Origin of the sequence: Deinococcus terrestris (assembly GCF_009377345.1) — a bacterium.
Taxonomy (GTDB): domain Bacteria; phylum Deinococcota; class Deinococci; order Deinococcales; family Deinococcaceae; genus Deinococcus; species Deinococcus terrestris.
This window is the reverse complement of the sequence record NZ_WBSL01000001.1, coordinates 260,707-279,174: the sequence shown is the minus strand read 5'-3', so window position 1 is coordinate 279,174 and position 18,468 is coordinate 260,707. Positions and strand designations below refer to the sequence as shown.

The 18,468-nt window shown below is 71.2% G+C and carries 18 protein-coding genes; 3 read left to right on the top strand and 15 right to left on the bottom strand.

Annotation, left to right across the window (positions count from 1 at the left end; translation table 11 throughout):
- Nucleotides 1-36 precede the first annotated feature (36 nt).
- Nucleotides 37-1,488, bottom strand: coding sequence for a lysine 2,3-aminomutase (kamA, locus tag F8S09_RS01440; RefSeq protein ID WP_152868316.1), 1,452 nt, complete (start codon nucleotides 1,486-1,488; stop codon nucleotides 37-39).
- Nucleotides 1,489-1,646: 158 nt separating this feature from the next.
- Here kamA and F8S09_RS01435 point away from each other — a divergent pair, with 158 nt between their 5' ends.
- Nucleotides 1,647-2,108 carry an Lrp/AsnC family transcriptional regulator gene (locus F8S09_RS01435; protein WP_152868314.1) on the top strand — a complete coding sequence of 154 codons (462 nt, stop codon included), beginning with the start codon at nucleotides 1,647-1,649 and terminating at the stop codon, nucleotides 2,106-2,108.
- 3 nt (nucleotides 2,109-2,111) lie between these two features.
- Here the strand turns inward: F8S09_RS01435 and F8S09_RS01430 are convergent, their stop codons facing one another.
- From F8S09_RS01430 to trpE, 4 genes are read right to left on the bottom strand one after another with little or no spacing between them, the layout of a single operon-like run.
- Nucleotides 2,112-3,188, bottom strand: coding sequence for an aldose epimerase family protein (locus F8S09_RS01430; protein WP_152868312.1), 1,077 nt, complete (start codon nucleotides 3,186-3,188; stop codon nucleotides 2,112-2,114).
- A gap of 35 nt (nucleotides 3,189-3,223) precedes the next feature.
- Nucleotides 3,224-4,210, bottom strand: a complete 987-nt coding sequence (gene trpD, locus F8S09_RS01425; protein WP_152869879.1) for an anthranilate phosphoribosyltransferase — start codon at nucleotides 4,208-4,210, stop codon at nucleotides 3,224-3,226.
- A 38-nt stretch (nucleotides 4,211-4,248) separates the two neighbouring features.
- Nucleotides 4,249-4,872, bottom strand: a complete 624-nt coding sequence (locus F8S09_RS01420) for an anthranilate synthase component II (RefSeq protein WP_322618418.1) — start codon at nucleotides 4,870-4,872, stop codon at nucleotides 4,249-4,251.
- 53 nt (nucleotides 4,873-4,925) lie between these two features.
- The gene (gene trpE, locus F8S09_RS01415; RefSeq protein WP_152868308.1) at nucleotides 4,926-6,347 is read right to left on the bottom strand and encodes an anthranilate synthase component I; all 1,422 of its coding nucleotides are present in this window, start codon (nucleotides 6,345-6,347) and stop codon (nucleotides 4,926-4,928) included.
- A gap of 237 nt (nucleotides 6,348-6,584) precedes the next feature.
- Here trpE and F8S09_RS01410 point away from each other — a divergent pair, with 237 nt between their 5' ends.
- Nucleotides 6,585-7,232 carry a class I SAM-dependent methyltransferase gene (locus tag F8S09_RS01410; protein ID WP_152868306.1) on the top strand — a complete coding sequence of 216 codons (648 nt, stop codon included), beginning with the start codon at nucleotides 6,585-6,587 and terminating at the stop codon, nucleotides 7,230-7,232.
- Here F8S09_RS01410 and F8S09_RS01405 read toward each other — a convergent pair.
- The 10 genes from F8S09_RS01405 to F8S09_RS01360 form a co-directional block, all read right to left on the bottom strand.
- Nucleotides 7,229-7,870, bottom strand: a complete 642-nt coding sequence (locus tag F8S09_RS01405) for a PepSY-associated TM helix domain-containing protein (protein WP_322618417.1) — start codon at nucleotides 7,868-7,870, stop codon at nucleotides 7,229-7,231. The two genes, F8S09_RS01410 and F8S09_RS01405, sit on opposite strands and share 4 nt — an antisense overlap.
- Nucleotides 7,848-8,426 carry a DUF2271 domain-containing protein gene (locus F8S09_RS01400; RefSeq protein WP_152868304.1) on the bottom strand — a complete coding sequence of 193 codons (579 nt, stop codon included), beginning with the start codon at nucleotides 8,424-8,426 and terminating at the stop codon, nucleotides 7,848-7,850. The genes F8S09_RS01405 and F8S09_RS01400 overlap by 23 nt, the downstream gene beginning before the upstream one ends.
- A 269-nt stretch (nucleotides 8,427-8,695) precedes the next feature.
- On the bottom strand, nucleotides 8,696-9,622 hold the full coding sequence (locus tag F8S09_RS01395; protein ID WP_152868301.1) for an FAD:protein FMN transferase: 927 nt from the start codon (nucleotides 9,620-9,622) through the stop codon (nucleotides 8,696-8,698).
- Between the two features lie 2 nt (nucleotides 9,623-9,624).
- A complete protein-coding gene (locus F8S09_RS01390; RefSeq protein ID WP_152868299.1) occupies nucleotides 9,625-9,885 on the bottom strand; it encodes a hypothetical protein in 261 nt (86 codons plus the stop codon).
- Complete coding sequence (locus F8S09_RS01385) at nucleotides 9,882-11,765, bottom strand: 1,4-alpha-glucan branching enzyme (protein WP_152868297.1); 1,884 nt, start codon at nucleotides 11,763-11,765, stop codon at nucleotides 9,882-9,884. Before F8S09_RS01385 ends, F8S09_RS01390 begins: the two co-directional genes overlap by 4 nt.
- 73 nt (nucleotides 11,766-11,838) lie before the next feature.
- On the bottom strand, nucleotides 11,839-12,504 hold the full coding sequence (gene hisH, locus F8S09_RS01380) for an imidazole glycerol phosphate synthase subunit HisH (protein ID WP_322618416.1): 666 nt from the start codon (nucleotides 12,502-12,504) through the stop codon (nucleotides 11,839-11,841).
- Nucleotides 12,501-13,094 carry an imidazoleglycerol-phosphate dehydratase HisB gene (gene hisB, locus F8S09_RS01375; RefSeq protein WP_152868295.1) on the bottom strand — a complete coding sequence of 198 codons (594 nt, stop codon included), beginning with the start codon at nucleotides 13,092-13,094 and terminating at the stop codon, nucleotides 12,501-12,503. The genes hisH and hisB overlap by 4 nt, the downstream gene beginning before the upstream one ends.
- 72 nt (nucleotides 13,095-13,166) lie before the next feature.
- Nucleotides 13,167-14,123 (bottom strand): signal recognition particle-docking protein FtsY, encoded by a 957-nt coding sequence (ftsY, locus tag F8S09_RS01370; protein ID WP_152868294.1) that lies wholly within the window; start codon nucleotides 14,121-14,123, stop codon nucleotides 13,167-13,169.
- 43 nt (nucleotides 14,124-14,166) lie between these two features.
- A complete protein-coding gene (locus F8S09_RS01365) occupies nucleotides 14,167-14,427 on the bottom strand; it encodes a glutaredoxin family protein (RefSeq protein ID WP_152868292.1) in 261 nt (86 codons plus the stop codon).
- Nucleotides 14,424-16,511, bottom strand: a complete 2,088-nt coding sequence (locus tag F8S09_RS01360) for a protein kinase domain-containing protein (RefSeq protein WP_227978424.1) — start codon at nucleotides 16,509-16,511, stop codon at nucleotides 14,424-14,426. The genes F8S09_RS01365 and F8S09_RS01360 overlap by 4 nt, the downstream gene beginning before the upstream one ends.
- Before the next feature lie 154 nt (nucleotides 16,512-16,665).
- Between F8S09_RS01360 and F8S09_RS01355 the strand changes: the two genes are divergently transcribed.
- Complete coding sequence (locus tag F8S09_RS01355; RefSeq protein WP_152868290.1) at nucleotides 16,666-18,468, top strand: hypothetical protein; 1,803 nt, start codon at nucleotides 16,666-16,668, stop codon at nucleotides 18,466-18,468.

The following is an 18,468-nucleotide window of genomic DNA, read 5'->3' as shown; positions in this document are numbered from 1 at the left end:
GGAGTAAACCCGGCCTCTGGGGAGGGGTGGGGCCGTTCAGTCGCCGCCGACGGTCTGCGCTTCGCCCTCTACCGGGTAAGGCGTCTGCACCATGCCGTCGGGGGCGGTGTCGGTGACTGCACCCGCACCCCCGACCCCATACGCCGCCCACTTGTCCTCGCGGCTGTTCAGGCGGTGCTGGGTCGCGCCGGGGCGGTTGCGGCTCTCGCTGAATTCCTTGGGTTCGATGGAGATGCGCTCGCCTTCCATCAGGCCGTAGATGCCGCTCTGGCCGGGCTCCTTACGCTGCCAGTCCTCGGGCACCGCCATGTCGGGGCCGGTGTAGTCGGTCGGCTCGGAATAGGCGGCGATATAGCCCTCGAAGTTACGGAGAATCAGCTTTTCCGGCGAGTGCGAGAGCACGTAGTTCGGCGCGACCGGAATCTTGCCGCCGCCGCCGGGTGCGTCCACCACATAGGTGGGCACCGAGTAGCCCGAGGTGTGCCCGCGCAGGCTCTCCATGATCTCCAGGCCCTTGCTCACGGTGGTCCGCAGGTGCCCCGCCCCGTGTACGAGGTCGCACTGGTAGATGTAGTACGGCCGCACGCGAATCTTGACGAGTTCGCGCAGCAGCTTTTGCATGATCACCGGGTGGTCGTTCACCCCACGCAGCAGCACGCTCTGGTTGCCCAGGGGCACCCCCGCCCGCGTCAGGCGGTCGCACGCCTCTGCGACTTCCGGCGTGATCTCCTTGGGGTGGTTGACGTGGATGTTCATCCACAGCGGGTGATTCTCCGCCAGCACGTCGCACAATTCCTGGGTCACGCGCATGGGCATGAACACGGGCACGCGGGTGCCGATGCGGATGATCTCGATGTGCTCGATTTTCCGCAGCTCGGAGAGCAGGCGGCCCAGCACCTTGGGCGCGAGGGTCAGCGGATCGCCGCCCGAGAGGAGCACGTCGCGCACCTGGGGCGTGTTCCGCAGGTAGTTCAGTTGCGCCTCGTACTCGGCGGGATTGAAGGTTTCGCTGGGGTCCCCCACGATGCGCGAGCGGGTGCAGTAGCGGCAATAACTCGCGCACTGGGTCGTCACCAGCATCAGCACCCGGTCGGGGTAGCGGTGGACCAGGCCGGGCACGGGGCTGTGCTTGTCTTCGGCGAGCGAGTCTTCCATCATTGCGGTGAAGGGTTCGAGTTCGTGGTGGGTGGGGATGACCTGACGCCGCACCGGGCAGGTGGGGTCCTCCGGGTCCATCAGCGAGGCGAAGTACGGCGTGATGTCCAGCCGGAAGATGCCCTTGGCGCTGGCCCCCGCCCGCTCGGACTCGGTGAGGCGGATGACCTCTTCAAGTTCCTCGACGGAGTTGATGCGGTTCTTGAGCTGCCATTTCCAGTCGTACCACTGCTCGTCGGGCACGTCCGCCCACTTGGGGGCGCGGTGGTTGCGGGGCAGCATCTGCTGGGACCGGACGGTCGCCTGCGGGTGCAGGGGAGTGGGACTGGGCATGAGACCTCCTGGGGGTGATGAAACGTGAGTGCGGTCCCCAAAAGTCTGACGCCCCCAAAGACGGTTTGGAAGGCGCGTGGAACGGCTGACGCAGCCTCGGCCGCCCACACCAAACTGACAAACGCCATGTCCGACCTGGCAAACGTTAAGATGACCTCATGAAGCAGCACGGCGGCCCGCTTGATCCCCTTGACCACCGCATCCTCGGAGAACTGCAAACCGACTCGCGCCTGAGCATGCGCGAACTCGGCCGCCGCGTGGGCCTCTCGGCCCCAGCGGTGACCGAGCGGGTGCGGCGGCTGGAAGACGCGGGCGTGATCCTGGGCTACGGCATCCGGGTCGCCACGGGGCCGCTGGGCCGGGCGATCACCGCCTTTATCGGCGTGCAGGACAGCGGGCGCAATGACCCCACGCTGATCCGCTGGGCCAAGAAACACGACGGCGTGCTGGAGTGCCACTCGGTCACGGGCGACAACTCCTGCATCCTGAAGGTCGCCGTACCTGACGTGGCCGCGCTGGAGGGGCTGCTGGGCGAGCTGATCGCGATGGGCTTTACCTGCGCGACCTCCATCGTGCTGAGCACGCCGCTGGAGGGCAAGGTGCTGCTGCCGCCCGCATGAGGTCTAGTCCGCCAAGAAGCTGTATACGGTCCGCGACGTGAAGCGCTCGCCGGGGCGCAGCACCGTGGAGGGGAAGTCCGGCTGGTTGGGCGAATCCGGGAAGTGCTGGGTTTCCAGGCAGACCGCCCAGCGGTGGCCGTAGCGCCGCCCGCCCTTGCCGACGAGCGAACCGTCCAGAAAGTTGCCGCTGTAAAACTGCATTCCCGGCTGATCGGTGTGGACGGTGAGCCACCGCCCGCTGACCGGGTCGTGCAGCATGGCCGCTGGCCCCTCTCCCCCACGCAGCACGAAGTTGTGGTCGTAGCCCCCGGCGAAACGGAGTTGCTCGTCGTCGGCGTCCACCCGTGCGCCGATGGGCTGGGCCGTGCGAAAGTCGAAGGGGGTGCCCGCGACCGCCCGGCGCTCGCCCGTGGGAATCAGCGTCTCGTCCACCGGGGTGAATAGGTCGGCCGCCACGGTCAGCTCGTGGCCCAGGATGTCGCGTTGGGCGTCGCCCGACAGATTCCAGTAGCTGTGGTTGGTGAGGTTGAGAACCGTGGGCGCGTCGGTCGTCGCCTCGTAGTCGATTTGAAGGGCACCTTCCGGCCGCAGGGCGTACGTCACCCGGACGCTGAGGGTGCTGGGATAGCCTTCCTCGCCGTCGGGACTCACACGGGTGAAGACGACCTGGGGGCCGTCCTCGCCCACCGACGCCTCGCCCTGCCACAGCCGTTGGTCGAAACCGCGCTCGCCGCCGTGCAGGGCGTTGGGGCCGTTGTTGCGGGCGAGTTGGTAGGCGTGCCCGTCCAGGCTAAAGCGGCCCCCGGCGATGCGGTTGCCGAAGCGGCCGATCAGGGCACCGAAAAAGGAGGCGGTGGCGCGGTCCAAGTAAGGCTCTGGCGAGTCGTACCCCAGCACGATGTCGTCCAGCTTTCCGTCGCGGTCGGGGGTCAGCAGGCGCACGAGCACGCCGCCATAGTTGGTCAGGCTGGCCTTAATGCCGCTCGGCAGGCTCAACGTGTAGAGGGTGACCGCCTCGCCCTGGGGGGTGCGGCCCCACTCGCGCTCCTCCACACTCCCGACTGGCCGATGCTGGTCCATGCCCCAGGGTGCCACACGGCCGGGGCGTGCCCCCCCTACTGCCGCGTGTGCGCCGCGTACCGCTGGAGCAGGTCCCACGCCGCGCCGCTCGCCATGACCTCGCGGGCCTGTGCTACTCCTTCGCGGATGCTGGCGACCCGTCCGGCGGTCCTCAGCGCTGCGCCCACGTTCAGCGCCACGATGTCGCGCTGCGCCGGAGTGCCGCCGCCCGTGAGGAGAGAGCGGGTAATCTCGGCGTTCTCGGAGGGGCTGCCGCCCACAATGGCCGCACGGGAGTGCTCCTCTACGCCCGCCTCGGCCGCCGGAACCACCCGGTCGATCACCTCGCCGTCTCGCAGCCCCGTGACCGTGTTCGGGCCGCAGACGGTGAACTCGTCGAGGCCGTCACCGTAGACCACGGTGGCCCCCTTCGCACCCAGCAGCCGCAGCACCTCGGCCAGCGTGTGCGTCAGTTCCGGGCGGTAGACCCCCACAACGAGGTGGGTGGCCCCTGCCGGGTTGGAGAGCGGCCCCAGGATGTTGAAGACGGTGCGGGCGGCGAGTTCAGCGCGGACGGGCGCAGCGTGCCGCAGGGCCGGATGGTAGTTGCGGGCGAACATGAAGCCGATGCCCAGACCGTTGATGCCGTCCGCGACGACTTCGGGTGGGGCATCGAGGTTGACGCCCAACGCTTCAAGCACGTCCGCGCTTCCAGCCCGGCTGCTCGCGGCGCGGTTGCCGTGCTTGGCGACCGGGACCCCGGCGGCGGCCACCACGAAGGCGGTCGTCGTGGAGATGTTGAAGGTATGCGCCCCGTCGCCGCCCGTGCCCACCACGTCCAGCAGCACGTCGCGGGGTTCGACCTGCACCTGGACGGCGTTTTCCCGCATCGCCTGCGCGAAGCCCGCGATTTCCTCCGGCGTCTCGCCGCGCACGCGCAGGGCGGCCAGGGCGGCGGCGAGGCGCACCCCGCTCACGCTGCCCTCCATCACCTCGCGCATGAAGGCGGCGGCGTCGGCCTGAGGCAGGGCCTCGCCGTTCATCAGGCGCAGGTGCAGGGTGCGGGGGTCGCTGGCGGCGGTCACGCGTTCACCTCCGCCCCGGCCCGGTATTCCCGCACCAGCGTCAGGAAGTTGGCGAGCAGGGCCATCCCGCCCTCGGTGGCGACCGACTCGGGGTGAAACTGCACCCCGTAGACCGGGTAGTCGCGGTGGCGCAGGGCCATCAGCACCTCCTCTTCGGGGTCGGTCGTCCAGGCGACGGGCACGAGTTCGGGGGGCAGGTCACGGACCACCAGCGAATGGTAGCGGGTGACGGGCACCTCCTCCGGCAACCCCGCGAAGAGGCCCGTGCCCTCATGCCGCACCGGGCTGGTCTTGCCGTGCACGGGCCGCCGCGCCCGCTCGACCCGCGCCCCGAACGCCTCCCCGATGCTCTGGTGCCCCAGGCATACGCCGAGGGTGGGGAATTGCGGCCCCAGTTCACGGATGACGGCCACGCTCTGCCCCGCCTCGCGCGGAGTGCAGGGACCGGGCGACACGACGATGGCGTCGGGATTCAGCGCCCACACGTCGTCCAGCGTGAAGGCATCGTTGCGCCATACGGTGACCTCGCACCCCAGCTCCCCGAGGGACTGGACGAGGTTGTAGGTGAAAGAGTCGTAGTTGTCGATCAGCAGGACGGACAGGGGGAAGTTGAATGTCACGGTGAAGTCTCCTGGGAGGGGGCGGGGAGGGGTCAGGGAAGGCGACTCCGGTCTCATAGCCCGCCCGCCGCCAACTCGACGGCCCGCATCAGCGCCGCTGCCTTGCCCCGTGTCTCGGCCTCCTCGCTCGCGGGGTCGCTGTCGGCCACCACGCCCGCCCCGGCCTGAATGTGAACCCTCCCATTTGTAATCACCATCGTCCGCAGGGTGAGGGCCATGTCGAGGCTTCCATCGAGGGCGATATAGCCGAAGGCCCCCCCATACGGCCCCCGGCGCACAGGTTCGAGTTCGTCAATGATCTCCATCGCGCGAATCTTGGGCGCTCCCGACACCGTGCCCATCGGCAGGACGGAAGCCAGGGCGTGCAGCGGCGTCTGCCCCTCCCTCAACTCGCCCGTCACGGTCGAGACGATGTGCATGACGTGGCTGTAGCGCTCGACCGAGTAGGCCCCCTCCACCCGCACCGTCCCGTAGCGGCTGACCCGCCCGAGGTCGTTGCGCCCGAGGTCGAGGAGCATCAGGTGCTCGGCCCGCTCCTTCTCGTCGGCGAGGAGTTCGGCAGCCAGGCGGTCGTCCTGCTCCGGCGTCTCGCCGCGCCGCCGCGTCCCGGCGATGGGCCGGGTGACGAGCGCGTGGCCGTCCGAGCGCAGCAGGCTCTCGGGGCTGGAGGCCACCAGCGTCACGTCCCCCAGCGCGAGGTAGCCCAAGTACGGGCTGGGGTTCACCCGCCGCAGGGCACGGTAGAGGGCGAAGGGGTGCAGGTCGCCCAACTCCGCACTGAACCGCTGCGAGGGCACGACCTGAAAGATGTCCCCGGCGCGGATGTATTCCAGTGCCCGCTCTACCGCGTCCATGAAGCCTTCCGGGGTGAAGTTGCTGGTGAAATGGGGCGCGGAGGCCGGGTCGCGGCCGGGCACGTCGGAGAGGGGACCGCGCAGCCGGGCGGCGAGGTCAGCGACCACCGCGTCGGCGTCGGCCTGGGCCTCGGCGGTCGCCACCACGGTTAGGCGGTGGCGCAGGTGGTCAAAAATCACCATGCCGCGCGGCGCGACGAAGAGGGCGTCGGGCACGTTCAACTCGTTGGGGTTTCCGTCCGGCAATCGCTCGTAGGCCCGTACCACGTCGTAGGCCGCGTAGCCCACCGCGCCACCGATAAAGGCGGGCAGCCCCTCGGGCAGCGGCGCGGGCCGGGTCGCCGCCGCATACAGCCGGGCGAGGGGGTCGGTTTCGGGGCCGTCAAAGCTGCCGAACACGCCTGAACTCGTCACCCGCCCGGTCCGGTACGTGAAGCGCCCCGCCTCCCCCACTCCGATGAAGGAATAGCGGCCCAGTTTCTCGCCCGCCTCCACGCTCTCCAGCAGGAAGCTGACCGCCTCCCCCCGCGCCACCTTGAGGTAGGCGGTGACGGGCGTGTCGAGGTCGGCGTTGAGCTCCTGCACGGCGACGGCGAGGGGTTTGGGATGCGTCTGGGTCATGGGGCTCCTGGGAACAACAGAAGAGCGCCCGGTGGGAGTTCCACCTGGGCGCGTCGGGGGCTATGGAGATACGGCGCGTCAGACCCAGGTGAAACTGGGCCACCACCACGCACCGAAGGAGGTCATGGGGGGGAGGATAGCGCCCACACAGGCTCTGAGCGCGGGGAGGCGTGTAGACAACTTCCGGCCTGTGCCCCCGCTTGCCGTCTGCCGGGCGGCGGGATGACAGTCTGGGCCATGCCCGACCGCCCCCGACCCGAATTGCCGCCCGAAGCCTTCCGCCGGGTGGACGAGACGCCCGACGAGCGCTTCTACGCCCAGCCCCGCTTCGTGACCCACATCGACGACGCGGCGATTGCCGCCGTCACGGGGCTCTACCGCGAATACTTCCCGCCCGGCGGCCACATCCTCGACCTGATGAGTTCCTGGGTCAGTCACCTCCCGCCTGAGGTCGAGTATGCGGGCGTGACCGGAGTGGGCCTCAACCGCGCCGAACTGGAGCGCAATCCCCGGCTGACGCGGCGGGTGGTGCAGAACCTCAACACGGACCCCAGGCTGCCCTTCAAGACGGCGAGTTTTGACGGCTGTGGCATCTGCGTCTCCATTGACTACCTCACCGACCCGGTGATTGTGCTGCGCGAGGTCGGGCGGGTGCTGAAGCCGGGAGCGCCAGTAGTCATCACCTTTTCCAACCGCTGCTTTCCGACCAAGGCGGTCGCGGTCTGGCACGCGCTGGACGACGCCGGGCACGTCGCGCTCGTGGAGGAGTTGCTGCGAATGGCGGGGAACTTCCGGGACATCGTAGGGCTGGACCGCAGTCCCCGGCCGGGGCGCTCGGACCCGCTGTACGCGGTGGTGGGGCGGGCCGCACACGCGGAGGGCTAGCCCATCGCCCGCCACATCAGCAGCCCGGTGAGCACGGTGCCGCCCAGCATCACCGCGAGGGCCTTGCCGCGCGTCTTCTTGAGGTACAGGAGAATCACCAGCCCGGTCACGGCCACCAGCGCCAGCAAGGCGCCGCTCACGTCAATCAGCCACGCCCAGGCCCGCCCGGAGTCGCGGCCCCGGTGCAGGTCGTTGAGGACCGCCACCGCCCCCTGGGCGTCCACCGTGAGGGTGTACTGCCCGGTCGCCGTATCGATAAAGGCATCCGCCCCGTAGCCGGGGGCCTTGAAGCTGAGGCTGGCCTCCGTCTCGTCCACCCGTGTGTCCCCCGCCCGACCGCGCAAGCCGTGGCGTGCCCGCAGTTCCTCCGCGACGGTCAGCCAGTTCACCTCCCCGCCTTGAATCCAGCCTGCCGGGAGGGTACCCGTGACCTCGCGGCGCGTCTCGGCACTCCCGAAAGCCCAGTCGGGGTGGTTGAGCGTGACCCCGGTGACCGCGAAAAACAGCACCGCGAGCAGGCTGATCATGGAAGTGTAGGTGTGCAGGGTGCGTGCCCAGGCGTTGGCGCGGGCCTTGGCCGAGCGCGGACGCGGGGCGGGGCGGGCGGAGGCGGCTTCAGGCCCTGGCGTAAGAGACACGCGCCGCCCCGATGTCGCCGTCGGTGCCCAGGTCCTTTTTAAACGCACTCGCGCCCAGGGTGACCTTCTCGCGCACCAGGCTGTAGGGGCCGTGTTCGCGGGCTGATTCTATACAGACGTAATAGTCGCCACGCGGAGCGACCGCCCCCCGGTCGGTCTTGCCGTCCCAGGCGACCGCGTAAGTGCCGGGGTTGCGCGTAGCGCTGCTCACGGTGTCCAGCAGGTCCGAGTTGCCCCGGTACCAGCGCCGCAGGTCGGGAATCCAGCGCGGCCCGCGCCCGGTGGTCTGCACCCACAGGCTCAGGGTCCTTACGGGTTTCCCCGCCGAATCCTCGATCCACACGGCCACGTAGGGCCGCTTGACCCGCCCGCTCGCCGCCGTCGCCACGCTGAAGGTGATGTCCAGGGCCATGCCTTTCACCCACGCGGGCGTCGCGGCGGCGGCTCCCGCCGGAAAGAAGCGGCCCAGGGTCAACACCGCGCCCGCAGCGGCGAGCTTGCCCAGAAAGGAACGGCGGGTGTCGGCGGGAGTGGGGTCAGGGGGCAGGGTGGACATAGGAAACCTCCGGGGATGTGGGGGGAATGAAGGATTCCGGGAGCTTGGGCCGACCCGGTTAATGCACGGTTAGAGGTGGGGATGAGGGACGAGCAGAGCGGACGGAAGAGGCCCCCCCGCCAGATGGCGGTGGACTTGCGAGGGTACGCGGCAGAGGTTGAAATGTCGGTCAAGGATAGAGCTTGCCGCCAGACCAGAGACGCCAACCTGTCCAGGTGCCCGGCCCCTTCCCCTGCACCCCGCACAGGGCTGTTCCACAGGAGGCCCGCTTATCCCTTCCCCCAGCGCCCGCTCGCGTGCCGCTTCCCCTCCCGCGTCACCAGCAGGGCGGCGGCGCCCGGCGTGGCGTCCACGAGGGTGAGGCCCGCGCCCACGTCCAGCACGCTCAGGACGGTGGCGAGGGCGTCGGCGGTCAGGCAGTCGGGGGCGGTGACGGTCACGCCGGGCACCTCCGACACGGGTTGGCCGCTGCGGGGGTCGAGCAGGTGCGAGTGCCACGCCGGGCCGATGCGGTAGCCCCGGTGTGCCCCGCCGCTGGTGGCGAGTGCTCCATCCCTCACCCTGACCCGTGCCAGGGGCGGCGCGTCGTCGCGGGCGGTAAAGGGGTCGGCCACCGCCACCGTCAGCCCCCGCCCCCCCAGGGTCCGCAGGTCGCCGCCCACGTTGACGAGCACCGCCCGCACGCCCGGAGCGCCGTACGCCGTCTCCGCCGCCCGGTCCACGATGAAGCCTTTGGCAAGCGCATTGAGGCCAAAAGTCAGGGAGCCGTGCCGGGTCGCCGTGCCGTCCGGGTGCAGGGTCCACAGCGGCGAGCGCAGGGCGGCGATCACGTTCGCCAGGGCCTGGGGGTCGGGCCGCTCGCCCTTCGCCGCCGCCGCCGCCCACAGCGCCCCCAGAGCGTCCGCGCCGGGGTGAAAGGCCCCGCCCGAGCGTTCCCGCCAGAGCTCGGCCTGCTCCAGCACCTGCCGCAACTCCGGGCTGAGGGGAGTGGGAAGCCCCTCGGTCGCCGCCCAGCGTGAGAACTCGCTCGCCGGGTCAAAGCGGTTGAGCATCCCCGCGAGTCGGTCCACCTCGTCCAGCGCGGCGCATTCGGCGGCCTCAGCCTGGGGGCGGGTGCCCGCGACAATCTGGAGTTCCAGCTCGGTGCCCAGCATCCGCTCGTAGACGCTGCGGAGGCGGTGGGGTCGCCGGAACATCCCTAGCCCCGGTTGGCCGCCACCCACAGCAGCAGCCCAATCAGGAGCAGGTCAAACGCCCACGCCGCCGGGCGTTTGAGTTCGGGCCGCCGCTGTGCCCGCAGAATCTGAACCACCAGCCGGGCCAGCAGCAGCCCCACCACGAGGTAGGGGCTGGGCAGCGGCCCGCCCAGCAGCGGCACCAGCAGCAGCACAGCCACCCCCACCAGCAGCAGCAGGCTCACGGCGGTCAGGGGGTCGGGGCCGGGGCGCGGGCCGCTCATGCGGGGTCCGGCTCCAGCACCAGCACGCTCAGGGGCGGCAGGTTCAGCCGCAGGTGGTGCGTCTGCCCGTGCCAGCCCTCCTCATGGGCCGTCAGGTCCGGCTGCTGGGTACCGAACCCGCCGAACTCGCCGTCGTCGGTGGAGAGGACCACGCGGTACTCGCCGCCCTGGGGCACGCCCACTGGATAGCTTTCCCGGTAGACGGGCGTGAGGTTGGCGACGACGAGGCTCCACGCGGTGCCCTGCGGATCGCGGCGAACAAAGGCGTACACACTGGCCTCTGTATCGTCCGCGCTCACCCACAGCATTCCCTCGTCCAGCATGTCCCCGGTGTGGAGGTCGGGCCGCCCCACGTACAGGCCGTTGAGCCGCCGCACCAGCTCCAGCACGCCCCGGTGGTCCGGGTGTTCGGCGAGGTGCCAGGGCAGCGATACGTCATGGTTCCACTCGGTCGGCTGCGCGAACTCTTGGCCCATGAACAGCAGTTTCTTGCCGGGCGTGGTCCACATCAGCGCCAGAAAGGCGCGGTAGCCCGCCCGCTGCGCGTACCAGTCGCCGGGCATCTTCAGGACCAGCGATTTCTTGAGGTGCACCACCTCGTCGTGGCTGATCGCCAGGATGAACTTCTCGGAGGTGCGGTAGGCATTGAAAAAGGTCAGCTTGTGGTGGTGGTGCCTGCGCCACAGCGGGTCCTGCTCGAAGTAGAACAGGCTGTCGTTCATCCAGCCCATCGCCCACTTATAGTCAAAGCCCAGACCGAAGGGCGCGGGGGCCGTCACACCCGGAAAGGAGGTGCTCTCCTCCGCGACCATCACGGCGCCGGGCGCCATGTGGTGCACGACCTCGTTCAGCCGCTTGAGAAAGGCGATGGCCTCCAGATTCTCGCGCCCTCCGTGAATGTTGGGCACCCACTCGGTGCGCGAGAAGTCGAGGTACAGCATGGAGGCCACCGCGTCCACCCGCAGGCCGTCCACGTGGAAGTCCTGAAGCCACTTCAGCGCCGAGCCGATCAGGAACATCACGACCTCGTTGCGGCCGTAGTCGAAGATGTACGTGTTCCAGTCGTGGTGAAAGCCCTTGCGGGGATCGGCGTACTCGTAGAGTGGGGCGCCGTCGAAGCGGGCCAGGCCCGACTCGTCGGTAGGAAAATGCCCCGGCACCCAGTCGAGCAGGACGCCGACCCCCCGCTCATGCAGGTGGTTGACGAGGTACGCGAAGTCGTCGGGCGTGCCCAGGCGGCTGGTCGGGGCGTAGTAGCCGGTCACCTGATAGCCCCACGACCCGTCGAAGGGATGCTCCATCACGCCCAACAGCTCGACGTGGGTGTAGCCCAGCCACGTCACGTAGTCGGCCAGCCGGTGCGCCAGCTCGCGGTAGTTCAGGAAGCCGCCGTCGTCCCGCCGCGCCCACGAGCCGACGTGAGCCTCGTAGATGCTGACCGGGCGGTCATAGCCCACGCCCCGCGCGGCCATCCAGTCGCTGTCGGTCCACTCGAAGGCGGGCTGCCAGACCACGCTGGCGGTGTCGGGCCGGACCTCCATGTGCAGGCCGTAGGGGTCGGACTTGTCCACCGTCCGCCCGTCCGCGCCCGTGACCCGGAACTTGTAGCGCTGCCCTGGCATGGCTCCCGGCACGAACACGCCCCAGAAGCCGAAGGCAAGGCGCTGCATGGGGTGGTCGAACCCGTTCCAGCCGTTGAAGTCGCCCACCACACTGACGTGCCCGGCGTTGGGCGCCCACACCGCGAAGCGCACGCCCTCCACACCGCCTTCGGTGACCGGATGCGCCCCCAGCAGGTGGTCGGGCCGCACGAGGTCGGCAGTGACCAGCTTTTGCAGGTGCTCGTGGTCGAGGGGCAGGGGCGGGCGGGGGGCACTCATGGGGGGGAGTGTAGCGGGGGGAGCGGTCAGCGGTCAGCTTCCAGTCGCCCGCCATGAAGGCTTGAGCAGAGGCTCAGGACGGGCTGGCCGCTGGTGGCTGGTCGCTGGAGGCCCCTTCCAACACATACCGCCGGAAACGCTCCAGAATCGCCAGCCCCACCGCGCCGCTCTTTTCCGGGTGGAATTGGGTCGCGTGCAGATTGCCCGCGCTGAAGGCCGACCAGAAGGGAACCCCGTACTCGGTCAGGGCGCCCGCATCCACCTCCACGTCGAGGGGCACGTAGTACGAGTGGACAAAGTAGGCGTAGGCGGGGCAGGCGAGGTCACGCAAGAGCGGCGAGTCGCCCACCTTGTCGAGGCTGTTCCAGCCCATTTGCGGGACCTTCTGGCCGGGTGACACATCGAAGCGGCGCACGGTGCCCGGCACGAGGTCCAGACCCGGCAAGCCGGGCGCCTCCTCCGACCCCGAGAGCAGCATCTGCATGCCCACGCAGATGCCCAGCAGGGGCACACCGCCCCGCGCCGCCTCGGTGACCGGGCCGTGAAAGCCATGGCGGTCGAAGGCTTCCATGACCTGCCGGAAGTGGCCCTGACCGGGCACCACCAGCGCGGGAGCGTGCGGCACGTCGGCGGGGTCGTCGGAGACGCGAACCTGCATCCCGGCGCGTTCCAGGGCGCGGGCGGCCGAGCGGACATTGCCCGCGCCGTAGTCGAGGAGAAGGACTTCGGGGAGGCTCACAGGACTCCTTTCGTGGAGGCGAGGTCGTCTGACGTGACCCGCACCGCGTCGCGCAACGCCCGCGCCAGCGCCTTCATGACCGCCTCGATGACGTGGTGGGCCTCGCGGCCCGCGAGCAGGCGCACGTGCAGGGTCACGCCGCCGTGATTACAGAACCCCCGCAGGAACTCGCGCAGGTGGTAGTGGGTCATGCCGCCCGCCGTGCCCCACACGTCCAGCGTCTCCGGCTCGAAGGCGAGGTGCGCCCGCCCCGAGAGGTCCACGACCACGTGCGCCAGCGTCTCGTCCATGGGCACGAAGGCCGACCCGTAGCGCTCGGTGCCCCGGCGGTCCCCCAGCGCCTGGGTGAGCGCCTGCCCCAGCGTGATGCCGGTGTCCTCGATCAGGTGATGCGGCTCGACGTGCAGGTCGCCCTGACCCTTGACGCTCAGGCCCAGGCGCGAGTGCCGGGCCAGCGCGTCGAGCATGTGGTCGAAAAAGGGGTGCCCGGTCGCGGGGGCGTCGTAGGCGGGCGAGTCGAGGTTCAGCGTGACCGTGAGGTCGGTTTCCCCCGTCGTGCGGGTCACGGCAGCGGTGCGGTGGGCGGGCATAGGCAGCCATGCTACGGCGCGGGGCCGGGAGCGAGTGGGGGCGGGATAGGGGAGCTGACGGCGGAGAGCGGTTCAGTCCCTCGGCACGTCCACATCGAACAGCGCCCGCACGAACTCCTGCGGATTGAAGGGCTGGAGGTCGTGCGCCCCCTCCCCCACCCCGATGAACTTGATGGGCACGCCGAGTTCCCGGACGATGGGGACCAGGATGCCGCCCTTGGCCGTGCCGTCGAGCTTGGTCACGATGACCCCGGTGAGCGGCGTGGCCTCGTGGAACTTCTTGGCCTGCGCGAGGCCGTTTTGCCCGGTCACGGCGTCCAGCACCAGCCACACGTCGGCAGGTTCGCCGGGGTCGGCCTTGTCGATGACACGGCGGACCTTTTTCAGCTCTTCCATCAGGTTGTGCTTGGTGTGCAGCCGCCCGGCGGTGTCCACGAACAGCAGGTCGGTGCCCCGCGCGGCGCGGGCGGCGGCAGCGTCATAGGCGACGGCAGCGGGGTCCCCACCCTCTGGCCCCTGCACGACCGGGATGCCCAGGCGCTCGCCCCACACGCCGAGCTGTGCTCCCGCCGCCGCGCGGAAGGTGTCCCCGGCGGCGAACATCACGCTGCGGCCCCGCCCGAGGTAGTACTCGCCCAGCTTGGCGATGGTGGTGGTCTTGCCCACCCCGTTGACCCCCACCACCATGACCACGTGCCCGCGCGGGTCCACGACGGTGCGGCGGGCGTCGGGCGTGAAACCGAGCTGCCGGAACTGCGCCCGGCGCAAGTCGGGTTCGAGTTGCAGGGTCAGCGCCTCCATCAGCGCGTCTTGCAGGTTGGATTTGTTGCTCGCGCGGATGTCCGAGAGGATTTCCTCGGTGGCGGCGCGGCCCACGTCGGCGGCGATCAGGGCGTATTCGAGGTCCTCGATGCTGTCGAGGCGGGTGGTCAGGGTCTCGCGGAGGTCGGTGCCGAGGTTCCCGGCGGTGTCGTTGATCTGCTGCCGGGTCTTGCTCAGGCCCTGGCGCAGGCGGTCTAGCCAACTCATGGGGGCACGATAGCGCGGGGGGGCGACCAGAACTGGCCCTGACTCACCCCCTGCCGCCCACCTCGCGCAGCAGCCGCAGCTTCAGCCCGCTCAGGCGAGCACGGCTCAAGACGCCTTTGAGCAGCACGCGCTCCCCGGCGGCGAGCACGGGCACGTCGTCGCCGTAGCGAGCACGCAGGGCGGGATCAGTGTCCACGTCCACCGGCTCGTAGGCGAAGTCGAGCAACCGCAGCCGCTCCTCGGCCTGCTCGCACAGGCGGCAGCCCCGGCGGGTGTAGAGGGTCAGCGGCGGCAGGCGGCTCATGCCGGATTCTCTCCCGGCGGGCGGGGCAGCAGGGTCAGCGCGAGGACCGGGGTGTACATGTCGCGGGTGGAGACGAGGTCGCCCGCCGCGCTGAAGGTCCGCAGCATCTGGCCGCCCTGCCGCACGGCGTAGAGTTGCCCCTCGGGGCCGGGTTGCAGCAGCCACGGGGCGGAGGCGGGTTCGCCCACCAGGGGTTCGAGGGAGAACGCGCCGCTGGGGGTGCCGCTGGGGTCGATGCGCCGGACCTTGCGGGCCACTCCGTCCACGATATAGACGGTGCCGTCGGCCCCCGCCGCCAGCCCCTCCAGCTCGCGCAGGCCCTCCGAGCCCCGGTCGAGGCGGAAGGCGTAGCGGCCCCGGTACTCGCCCGTGGGGGAAAAGCGGCCCACCTCGCGCCGCCCCATGTCCAGCACCAGCACCTCGCCGCCCGGCGTCGCAGCCACGGTGCGCGGGGCCTCGAAGGTGCCCGGCCCGGTCCCACGCCCGCCGAAGGAGCCCCGGAACTCGCCCGCCGGGCTGTACACATTGACCCGCAGCGCCTCGCCGTCGAGGACATAGAGCTGCCCCCCCGCCCAGGCGAGGCTGACGGGGTCGAGCAGTTCGCCGTCGCCCAGGCCGTAGCGTCCGAAGCTCCGCAGCTCGGTGCCGTCGGGGGCAAGCTGCCGGATCAGGCCCGCCGTGCCCGCCCGGCCATAGTCGAGGACAGCGGCATAGAGGTGACCCGCGTCGTCGGCGGCCAGCGCACGCGGCGCGGCGGGAAGGCCGGGCGCGGCAGCTTCCTGCCCGGTTGCCAGGGAGGGGCTCCCCGGCCCGTCGCGCAGGCTGAGGCGCAGCTTGCCCGAGAGGTCGAGCAGCCGCAGGGTGCCCCGGCGTTCCTCCACGCCGAGGGCCAGCGCCCAGGGGTCGCTGAAGGTTTCGTCCTCCAGCACCCCGGCGTCGATGCGGGCGATCACCTCGTCGAGGCCAGGGCGCTGGGCGGGGTCTTTCTCGATCATGTGCAGAATCAGGTCGCTGAGCTTGCCGGGCACCTCCAGCCGCACCTGCTTGGGGGGCTTGGGGGCCTCGAAGACCTGCTGGTGCACGACTGCCTCGTAGCTGCCCTTGAAGGCAGTGTCTCCGGTGGCGAGTTCGTAGGCGAGCAGCCCCAGCGAGTACACGTCGCTGCGGGCGTCCACCCGGCCCCCCTTGGCCTGCTCGGGGGCCATGTAGATGGGCGTGCCGACCCGCGCTCCCGTCATGGTGAGCCGGGTCAGGACCTTGCCCACCGCGATCCCGAAGTCCATCAACTTGACGCCGCCCTCGCGCAGCCGCCCGTCCCGGAAAGCGCCCTTCAGGACCATCACGTTGGCGGGCTTGATGTCACGGTGAATCACGTTCTGCATGTGGATGTGACGCAGGGCGTCCGCGAGCGCCCGCACGACCTGCACGGCCTCGGAGAAGGGAAGCCGCTCGCGGTCCATCAGGGTTTCCAGGCTCTCGCCGTCGAGAAACTCCATGGCGATGTAGTGCTCGGGATCCTCCATCCGGAAGTCGTAGACCCGCACGATGCCGGGGTGGTTGAAGCGCTTCAGGACCTCGGCTTCCCGGTAGAAGCGGCGCACGAACTTGGTGTCCGCGAGGTACTTGTCCTGCGGGACCTTCAGCGCCACCGTCCGCCCGTCTGAGCGGTGCCGGGCGCGGTAGACGCTGCCCATGCCGCCGATGCCCACCCGTTCGAGCACCTCGTAGTCCTGAAAGTGCAGGTCGGGGAGCGGGGTGGCCGAGCGGGGCGGGGCCACCCGTTCGGTGCGCTGCACCCGCACCGGGCGCCGCCGGAAGAGGGCCGCGCTTCCGCCCGACACCACCAGCGGGGCACCCATCAGCAGCACGGCCGCCGCCACCAGCGCCGCCTGCGCCCGTTCGGGGGTTCCGGCCCCCAGGCCCAGGACCAGCAGGCCCACCGCCAGCCCCGCCGCGAGGACGGCGGCCAGTACCGCCAGCGCCCGCTCGGGCAGCCGCACGAACAGCAGTAGCCCCGCCGCAAAGAGCCCCGCGAGCAGCAGCAGGTTGGGCAGGCTCCCGCCGGGCAGCGCGTCGGGGGTCAACGGAGGCTCCGGGCGGGCGGGAGGGGGAGCGGGGCGGCGGGGCAGGGCAACATCGGTACCCCCGTTATAGCGAACCCCGGCGGCGCGGCGCAGCGCGAATGGGGGGGGAGCCGGGTCCGAATCCTGTCAGAGTCCCGCCTCTACAGTGGGCCGCGTGACGCAGCAGACCGTGTGGGCCGAACTCGTCGAGCTGTACGAGTACCGGGTGGCCGACGTGCGGGCGGGGGGCCGCCCCAGGGGGGGGTTGCGGGCGCTGGGCGAGTTGCGCACCCGCCTTCAGGCTGCCCCCCTCGACCCCGGTCTGACCCGGCGCCTACGGGCCGCCGACCGCCTCTACCGGGCCTACCGGGCAGGGGAGGACGCGCCCGCGCCGTCGACCCTGCCCGCTGGGGCACCTGCCCCACGGGCGGTGGGAACCCCCGACGAGTCGGCCCCCGCCGACCCCGCCGAGGTCCGCGCCTGGGCCGAACTGCGTGGCCTGCGCTGGGAGCGCGAGCTGCGGGCCGGGCTGGAGCGGATGGGCCGCGAGTGGCTCGCGCAGCGGGGACAGCCGGGGCTGCGGGTGCTGCACGCCGCCGCCGAGAGCGCCGAGCGGGCCGCGCAGGGCCAGAGCGGCGGGGCCGCCGTGCCCGCCGCCGGGGACCCGCTGGTGTCGCTGGACCGCCCCGCCGTCGCCCGTGACCTGCTGCACGGGGTGGCCGCGCTGATGGGCACCCACTCCGGCTGGGCGCGGCTGCGTTCGGCCCTGCTGGTCCTGGAGGCCGAGCCGCTGCCCCGCCATGCCGACGCGGACGTGCTCGCCGCGCATCTGCGGGCCGCCGAGCGCGAGCCGCTGGCCCCGGCCGCGCGGGACGAGCTGGTGCGGGCGCTGCGGGAAGCCCACCCCGCCGGGCAAGGCACCCACGAACGCCCGGTGCTGCGCGAGGCGGCGGCCGAGGTGCGGCGGCGGCTGGACACCCTGATGGAGGCGGCCCCCTCGCCCAGCCTGGCCCCCGGCACCGATCTGCCCGGCGGCGCGATCCTGTACGCGGCCACGCCCCGCGCGGCGCTGGCGGCTCCCGCGCCGGGGGCCAATTCGCTGACCCTGCACCTCGCGGGGGGGCGCGAAGCCACCTGGCAGGGCCTGGACCTCACCTGGCAGCGGGTGGGGGCAGGCTGGCAACTGCTCGTCGAGGGACCGGGCGGCCGGACGGTGGCCCTGCTGCACCCCGAGCGCCCCGCCGCCGAGCGGGTCCAGACCCTGCCGCTGGGGCCGCTCGCCCCCGGGGAGGCGGCGCTGCGGCTGAGCCTCAGCGGGGCGTACCTGACCCTGGACTGGCTCACGCCGCCGGGGCCGGGGCTGGCTGACCTCGCCGCGCAGGTGCGGATCGTGGCCGCGCTGCTGCGCCCGGACGAGGGCTACGCGGGCCTGCGCCTCGCCCGTGCGGTCGCGGGCGTGCTGCGCGGCGCTCCGGTCGATCTGGACGCCCTGGGACCCCGCAGCGCCGCCCGCTACGCCGCCGCCCCGCCGGGTGCCCTGCTGACCCTGGCCCGCAAGGGGGCGGCCGCCCTGCACGCCCGCGCCGCCCGCCTCTCCCCCGCCGAGCTGGACGCCGTGCTGGAACAGGCCCGCGCCCGGCTGGACCTGGGAGAAGAAGCCGCCCTCCGGCTGCGCGGGGCCGTCCTCGCGGCCCGCGAGCCTCTGCCCCGCGCCGCGCAGCCCGTCGCCGGGGGCGAGGCCACGCTCACAGGGGACGGCACCTGCACCCGGCTGCGGCTGCCCCGCGACCCCCACCTCATCCTGCGGGCCGCCGGAACCGAGCTGGAGGTGCGCCCCGGCCTGGGTGCCCTCATCGTGCAGCCGCCCGGAGACGCGGAACAGGAACTGGCCGACCTGCTGGTCCTGAACCTCCCCGGCGCCCAGGTGCTCCTCGTGCGGGCGTTGGAGGACCTGGGCGGCGCGGTGCTGGTCGAATAG